The organism is Mesorhizobium sp. M7A.F.Ca.AU.001.01.1.1 (genome assembly GCF_004022735.1).
GTDB classification, from domain to species: domain Bacteria; phylum Pseudomonadota; class Alphaproteobacteria; order Rhizobiales; family Rhizobiaceae; genus Mesorhizobium; species Mesorhizobium ciceri.
In genome coordinates this window covers 1-7,447 of the sequence record NZ_RZPF01000287.1, presented here as the reverse complement: position 1 = coordinate 7,447, position 7,447 = coordinate 1, and the positions used below count along the sequence as shown (strand labels likewise).

The window sequence follows — 7,447 nt, the reverse complement described above, 5'->3', positions numbered from 1 at the left end:
CCGGTGAGCTGGCCGAGCATTGCCAATCTGCACCCTTTCGCCCCGGCCGCGCACTCGGCAGGCTACCGCGCCATGATCGGCGAGCTGGAGGGCTGGCTGTCGGAGATCACCGGCTTCGACGCCGTCACATTGCAGCCCAATGCCGGCAGCCAGGGCGAATATGCCGGACTGCTCGCCATCCGCGGCTATCACCGCTCTCGCGGCGACAACCACCGCACCGTCTGCCTGATCCCCTCCTCGGCGCATGGCACCAATCCCGCGAGCGCGGCGATGGCTGGCATGAACGTCGTCGTCGTGCGCTGCACCGAAGACGGTAACATCGACATGGACGACATGAAGGCCAAGGCGACTGAGCATGCGCAAAATCTCGCAGCGCTGATGTTCACCTATCCCTCGACGCATGGCGTGTTCGAGGAAGGCGCACGCGATCTCTGCGCGCTGATCCATGAGCATGGCGGCCAGGTCTATTTCGACGGTGCCAACCTCAACGCGCTGGTCGGGCTTGCCCGTCCCGGCGACATCGGCGCCGATGTCTGCCATATGAACCTGCACAAGACCTTCTGCATTCCGCATGGCGGCGGCGGACCCGGCATCGGGCCGATCGGCGTCAAGGCGCATTTGAAGCCGTATTTGCCCGGCCATGTCACCGAAGGCTCGGCGCACGCCGTCTCCGCCGCCCCCTTCGGCAGCGCCTCGATCCTGCCGATCACCTGGATGTATATCCGCATGATGGGCGCCTCGGGCCTGAAGCAGGCGACCGAAACAGCGATCCTTTCCGCCAACTACATCGCAACGCGGCTCGGTGCGCATTTCCCGGTGCTCTACAAGGGCAGGCAGGGACGCGTCGCGCATGAATGCATCCTCGACACCCGTGTGCTCAAGGAGAGTGCAGGCATCAGTGTCGACGATGTCGCCAAGCGGCTGATCGATTATGGTTTTCACGCGCCGACCATGTCCTTCCCGGTCGCCGGCACGCTGATGGTGGAGCCGACCGAGTCCGAGCCCAAGCGGGAAATCGACCGCTTCTGCGAGGCCATGATCGCGATATCGGCAGAGGCAGCAAAAGTCGCCAGGGGCGAATGGCCTTTGGCCGACAATCCGCTGGTCAACGCGCCGCACACCGCCGCCGAGGCGCTGGCCGGCCAGTGGAACCATCCCTACTCGCGCCTGGAAGCGGCCTATCCGGCCGGCGACGCCGACACGGCAGCCAAGTACTGGCCTCCGGTGTCACGCATCGACAATGTCGCCGGCGACCGCAACCTGGTCTGCTCGTGCCCGCCGCTGTCCGACTATCTGGGGGCCGCGGAGTAATTTACGCTGAGCGCAAGGCCGGCTTGATCGGCTCGGCCTTGCCCATCCTCTTGCGGCTGATGACGCAATTTCGTCCGGCGCGTTTGGCGGCATAGAGCGCCGCGTCTGCCTCGGTGAGCACGTTGTCGAGGCTGCTGCCGCTTGCCTCGCCAAAGCCGATGCCGCCGCTGACCGTGCTGCGCAATTTGCCGAGCTGGGTGGGGACGATTTCGGCGCCGAAAGCCACGCCGATCTTGCTGGCGAGATCGTAGGCCTTTTCGTCCGTCATCCGCGACATGACGACTGCGAACTCCTCGCCGCCAAGGCGAAAAGCGTCGACGCCGGGCCGGGCATATTTCTTGATGACGGCGGCAAAACGGCACAAGACCTGATCCCCAACCGGGTGACCGTAGACATCGTTCGTCCGCTTGAAGTGGTCGAGGTCGAACATGACGATAGACATGAATGGACCGAAACTCCGCTCGCCGTAAAGCGACGTCAATGCCCGGCGGTTCAGCAACCCTGTCAGCGGGTCGGTCATGGTCTCGGCCTTGAGCTCGATCTGCGCCTGCAGATGATGGAGGGAGAGCGTCAATGCTCCGAGCCCGGTCATGCAGGCCACCGCCACGACGGAATTCAATCGTTCGGCCCAATTGTCGGGCGCAATCGCGAGCGTCCATTGCCCCTTGGTCAGCAGAACCACGCCGCAAAGCGCAAACGACATCGCGCAGGTGCCGCTCAGAAACGAAACCACCAGCAGGATGCGGCGATCGTGACTGCCGTTGATCCAGAACATGGCGCCGATCGCCGACAGCAGCGCCGTCACCGTGGTGTAGGTGATGATGAAGCCAACGCCGTCAAAGCCAAGGAAAGTGACAGCGGCACAGATAGTCATGGCGGCAAGCGCCGGTGCAACGGCGCGCCTGTAGCCGGGCACGCCGAGATATTGCATGGCCGACAAGCAGAGGATCAGGAACCCCAGGCTGAGCAGCGCAAGCACGATCTGGCAAAGCAGCGGATCGGGGTCCTTGGTGTACCGCCAGAACAGGATCACATGCGCGACGAGCACCAGAATTCCGCACGCCACCGTCAGCACGAAACCTGCCTTGGGTGCGGTGAACCAGATCGCAAACATGGTGACGCTGAGGCATATGCCCGACAGCGCGGCTGCGAGCAGGAGCGAACTGAAGTCCAGCATATCGGGCAAGGGCCTCTCGAGCGTCGGCGGTTGCGCTGCATTCTAGGTCAGCGGCTGCCCCCAGATACGGATTTTCAGGCGATCCATCGATGCAACCTGCAGATAGGGTTTACAAAGCGTCGATGGCACGTGTCCCGAAACCGGACCATTGGACGCGAGATCAACCCTTGTTCAGGAGAGCGAGGTTGGCGTTGACGACGGTGGGATCGGCCATGCCGGCCTTCGCTTCGAGCAGCAGCGCCTTGGCCTTCTTGCGATTGCCGCGCAGCAGTTGCGAATAACCCATATTGTTGACGATCTGCGGCCTGCGACCGGCGACTTTCAGAAGCTGGCCGTAGGCACGGTCGGCGAAGTCGAAGCGGCCGAGTTCATCATAGGAAGCCGCGAGCCCCATCCAGGCCTCCGCATTGTCGGCCTTCAACTCGACGGCCTTGCGGAAGTGCTTTTCGGCGAGGCCGTAATTGGCGTCGCGAAACTGCGCCTTGCCTTGCGCCAGATCGGAGGTTTCGGTGTCTTTAGCCGCCGGTTGGATGGCGGTGGTCTTGGTGGTGTCGACGCCACTCGTCGAACAGCCAGACATCATCAAGACGGCCGCCATCGTGGCCATTGCCGGGAAATTATTGTGACGCATGCCCCTGCCTCATCGCCCGATTTGCCGGGTCGTTCTTCAGGAAACACAATATATCAGCGGCGATTAAACTTCGGTGCCGAAACGCCGCCAAAATTCGGCTTCGGGCACACCAGCCATTAACCACCAGGCCGCGGTGCTTCAGTCGCAGCCAGCGGCGTCCTCACGGCTCCAGGGCTTTGAGCCCCGCAGGAGCCGTATACCGGCTGCCGTCATAGCGCAGCCGGTAGGTTTGGCTCACGGACTTGCCGGGATGGGACTGGCACTCGCCATCCTTGTCGGGCAACGGATTGTCGGTATCCATTCGCTCGACCACCGTTATGTCGTGGTAGCCATGATGTTTGGCCGGGCTCATCGCCAGGCTAACCCGACTGGTATGGAAGGATCCGGCGCAATTGGTATCACCCTCGCCGCCATTGCCGGCCACGACCAGGCCATCGAGCACCATCCTCAGGGAATCGCCATCGACGGCATAGAGCCGCAGGTCGGTTTCACTGAACGGATTAGGCAGCGAATTGTTTGCCATTTCGATGCGCAGGCCAAAGGCAGTAACATCGGGCGCCAGCGCATAGCGGCCGGTATCAAGCTCCACCTGGCGGATGGCGATGGCATCATCATTCATCAGCCCGGGCTGGAGCAGGCGCTGGCGCACCTGCCGGCTCTTCCTGTCGACAATCAAAAGCTCGATATCGCCGGCATGCGCGTAGTCGCTGGGTTGGGACCCGTCCATCAGCGGCACTGCGACCAACAGCAGGTCGTCATGGGCGGGCCAGATCTTGCAAGCCAGCCCTGGCGGATCGCCATACGCGAATGTCAGGGCAATGCTGGTGTGGGGTTCGAGCGTGAACGAGGTGCCGTCGGCGCTCTTTCGAGCTTTGGGATAGGCCTGCTGCACCAAGGCGGCGGCATCGCCGCAATCGCCGGCCACGGCCCAGGCGGGCGACAGGCTGGCCGCGGCAAGGCCAAGGAAGAGGGTGCGCAGCAGCATGGACTTTCTCACCTGCAAAGCCGGGTTCGGTCAGAACAATGGTTTGTCAGCCCCTTGCTAGGGCTTTTGTGGAGCGCTCGCTAGTGCGCCGTCATTTTGACGATGACTGGAATGGCCGCGATCATCAGCACCACCGGCAGGATGCACACAACCACGGGCACCGACATCTTGGCAGGCAGAGCGTGCGCCTTTTCCTCGGCCAACGACATACGCTTATGGCGCATGTCGTCGGAGAAGACGCGCAGCGCCCCCGACAGGCTGGTGCCGAGTTCCTTGGACTGCTGCAGCAGCGTGGCGAAGGAACGCACCTCGTCCAGGCTGAGGCGATCGGCGAGCGCCTTCAGCGCATCGTCGAGGCTGCGCCCGGCCCTCAGCTCCAGCGACACCAGCTGCAGGTTCTGGCTGAGCGCGGGATAAGTCTTGGCGAGTTCCTTGGAGACGCGCTCTATGCCTGCCTCCATGCTCATGCCGGCATCCGAGCAGACAATCATCAGGTCCATGAAATCGGGAAACCCGTTGCGGTACTCACGCCTGCGTTCCCGCACTTTCTGGCTCAGCATCAGGCCGGGCAGGAAATAACCGGCCGCGCCCGACAGGATGACGAATGTCCAGCGGCTGGCCATCGTTGCGTCCGGACTGGCCATCCAGCGGTTGAGCACAAACACACCGATTGCCGTGCCGATCATCGCGGTGAACCGGATCAGGAAGAACGTACCGACAGCGCGCGGCTCCATGTAGCCCGCCTGGATAAGCTTCATGCGCAGCCGCGCGACATTTTCCGGATCGCTCCTGGCGTAGAATTCCTGCGCCCGCTTCACCGCCTTCTCGCGCACGATGCCGGTATTCTTCTTTTGCACCGGCTCCGGTTTGGCGGCCACGGGACCGTTGTCGACCCTGAGCCGGCGCATGACCTCGTTGCGATCGCCCTTCGCCATGACAACAGGCCAGGCAACAGCGGCAGCACCCACCGCCAGCAGCAGTATGGCCACCGGCATCAATGAGGTCGGCGCAAGCGAGGCGAGGAATTCGATGAAGCCCTGCATGTCAGAACTTGAAATTCGACATCTTGAACATCATCAGATTGCCCAGCATCAGCCAGGTGATCGACGCGCCAAGCAGATACCAGGTCTTCGGCTCGCCCCAGACGTCGCTGTAGAAGCCCGGCATCAGTGCCATGATGGCGGCAAACAGCAACGCCGGCACGGCCGTCAGAATGTAGGCCGACATCCGGCCTTCTGTCGCAATGGCGCGCACCTTGCGGCGCAGCTTGCCACGCTCGCGAATCGTCGTCGCCAGGCCGTCGAGGATCTCGCGCAGATTGCCGCCCGAACTGGTCTGGATCGAGACGGCGGTGACGAACAACGGCAGATCCTCCTGGCCGACCCGGTCGAACAGCGAGTTCAACGCCGAAACCAGATCGGATCCGTAGGTCACTTCGTCGGCGATGACGCCGAACTCGCTGCCGATCGGGTCGGGCATCTCGCGCGCCACCATGGCGATCGCCACCGGCACCGGGTGGCCGGCCTTCAGGCCACGCGTGATCAGTTCCAGCGCCTCCGGCAACTGCATGCCGAACCGCTTCAGCCGGCGCTTGCGCTTGAAACGCAGCGTCAGCACCGGCAATAGCGGCATGAGCACCACGAACAGGACGAACCCCATCAGCGGCGGCAAGCCGTACCAGATGGCGACCAGGGCCATCGCCATCGCCACGCCGCAGGTGATCATCAGGAATTTCGACAGCGGCATGATCATGCCCGACTGGGTTCGCAGCGCGCGAAACCGGTCCGCCGAAAACAGCGGCGTGCCCGCGTCAAGGCCGCGCTCCTTGCGCAGTTGGACGAGCACCTGCTCCTGGCTGATCTTGTTTTCCTGCAGCCTCATGCGCCGGTTGATGGCGGTGCGCTTGTCGCTGCGGCCGGCATAAAGCAGGTAACAGGCCTCGGCGATCAGGATGCCGGTCAGCGCGGCCGCGGCATAGACGACATAGATCGCGCTCATTCCATCGAACACTTGGCTACTCCTGCGGCCGGCCGGGTTCGAAATATCGTCCGGGAAACTCGATGCCCATGGCGCGCAGGTCCTCGAGGAAGCGCGGCCGGATGCCGGTCGCCTCGTAGTGGCCCAGAATCTTGCCGTCGGCCTCCATGCCGGTGCGCACGAAGCGGAAGATCTCCTGCATCTGGATGACATCGCCTTCCATGCCGGTCACCTCGGCGACACTGGTCACCTTGCGCTTGCCGTCGGACAGGCGCGTCAGTTGGACGATCAGGTCGAGCGCGCTGGCGATCTGGCTGCGGATCGACTGCACCGTCATCGGCATGCCGGTCATGCCAAGCATCTGCTCGAGCCGCGAAATGGCGTCGCGCGGCGTGTTGGCATGGATGGTCGCCATCGACCCTTCGTGGCCGGTGTTCATTGCCTGCAGCATGTCGAAAGCCTCCTCGCCGCGGCATTCGCCGAGGATGACGCGGTCGGGGCGCATGCGCAGTGCGTTCTTGACCAGGTCGCGCTGCTTCAGCTCGCCATGGCCTTCGATGTTGGCCGGACGTGTTTCCATGCGCGCGACATGCGGCTGCTGCAGCTGGAGCTCGGCCGCGTCCTCGATGGTGATCAGCCGCTCGTCTTCCGGAATGAAGGCCGACAGTGCATTGAGCATGGTCGTCTTGCCGGTGCCGGTGCCGCCCGAAATGATCGTCGTCTTGCGGGCATGCACGGCCGCCGCCAGCACTTCGGCCATGTTCTGGGTGATGGCGCCGAATTCGACCAGTTTATGCAGGCCGAGCTTGTTCTTGGAGAATTTGCGGATCGACACCAGCGGGCCGTCGACCGCAACCGGGCGGATGGCCGCGTTGAAGCGCGAGCCGTCCAGCATGCGGGCATCGACCATCGGCTGCGATTCGTCGACGCGGCGACCGACCGCGGCGACGATCTTGTTGACGATGCGCAGGAGATGCGCCTCGTCCTTGAACGGAATGTGGACCGGCTGCAGCTTGCCTTTCTTTTCGACAAAGCAGTTCATGTGGCCGTTGATCAGGATATCGTTGATGTCGGGATCCTTGAGCAGCGGCTCGAGCGGACCGAGGCCGACCATCTCGTCGACGATGTCGTCGACCAGCGCATCAAGCTCGACGGTGTTGATCGCCATCCGCTCCTGCTTGGTCTTTTCCGAAACGAAGTCATGCACTTGCCGGCGCATCTCATCCTTCGGCAAACGCTCCAGCGCGACAAGATTGATCTCTTCGAGCAGCAGCCGGTGGATACGCACGCGCGCATCGAGCACCTTGTTGGCATTCTTTGCCAGCGCTGCTTCCGGCTTTGCCGGCAAAGCCTTTCGGCTGGTTGG

At 63.1% G+C, this 7,447-nt stretch carries 6 protein-coding genes and 1 pseudogene; 1 reads left to right on the top strand and 6 read right to left on the bottom strand.

Annotated features, from left to right (window positions below; translation table 11 throughout):
• Positions 1–1,311: pseudogene (locus EN884_RS18485) on the top strand (aminotransferase class V-fold PLP-dependent enzyme); the annotation flags it as partial.
• Position 1,312: 1 nt separating this feature from the next.
• On the opposite strand, the gene EN884_RS18480 reads toward EN884_RS18485, so the two are convergent.
• The 6 genes from EN884_RS18480 to EN884_RS18455 form a co-directional block, all read right to left on the bottom strand.
• Positions 1,313–2,488, bottom strand: a complete 1,176-nt coding sequence (locus EN884_RS18480) for a GGDEF domain-containing protein (RefSeq protein ID WP_063167886.1) — start codon at positions 2,486–2,488, stop codon at positions 1,313–1,315.
• Positions 2,489–2,648: 160 nt separating this feature from the next.
• Complete coding sequence (locus EN884_RS18475) at positions 2,649–3,119, bottom strand: hypothetical protein (RefSeq protein ID WP_013531956.1); 471 nt, start codon at positions 3,117–3,119, stop codon at positions 2,649–2,651.
• A gap of 160 nt (positions 3,120–3,279) precedes the next feature.
• Positions 3,280–4,104, bottom strand: a complete 825-nt coding sequence (locus tag EN884_RS18470) for a hypothetical protein (protein ID WP_013531957.1) — start codon at positions 4,102–4,104, stop codon at positions 3,280–3,282.
• An 80-nt stretch (positions 4,105–4,184) separates the two neighbouring features.
• Entirely contained in the window at positions 4,185–5,147 is a 963-nt protein-coding gene (locus tag EN884_RS18465; RefSeq protein WP_063167885.1) for a type II secretion system F family protein, read from the bottom strand.
• 1 nt (position 5,148) lies between these two features.
• Positions 5,149–6,114, bottom strand: a complete 966-nt coding sequence (locus tag EN884_RS18460) for a type II secretion system F family protein (RefSeq protein ID WP_027162569.1) — start codon at positions 6,112–6,114, stop codon at positions 5,149–5,151.
• A 4-nt stretch (positions 6,115–6,118) separates the two neighbouring features.
• A partial coding sequence (locus tag EN884_RS18455) for a CpaF family protein (protein ID WP_164895047.1) occupies positions 6,119–7,447 on the bottom strand: 1,329 nt, incomplete at its 5' end.

Coding starts and splice junctions, on each gene's coding strand:
- EN884_RS18480 (WP_063167886.1), bottom strand. CDS start 2,488: ATGCTGGACTTCAGTTCGCTCCTGCTCGCAGCCGCGCTGTCGGGCATA.
- EN884_RS18475 (WP_013531956.1), bottom strand. CDS start 3,119: ATGCGTCACAATAATTTCCCGGCAATGGCCACGATGGCGGCCGTCTTG.
- EN884_RS18470 (WP_013531957.1), bottom strand. CDS start 4,104: ATGCTGCTGCGCACCCTCTTCCTTGGCCTTGCCGCGGCCAGCCTGTCG.
- EN884_RS18465 (WP_063167885.1), bottom strand. CDS start 5,147: ATGCAGGGCTTCATCGAATTCCTCGCCTCGCTTGCGCCGACCTCATTG.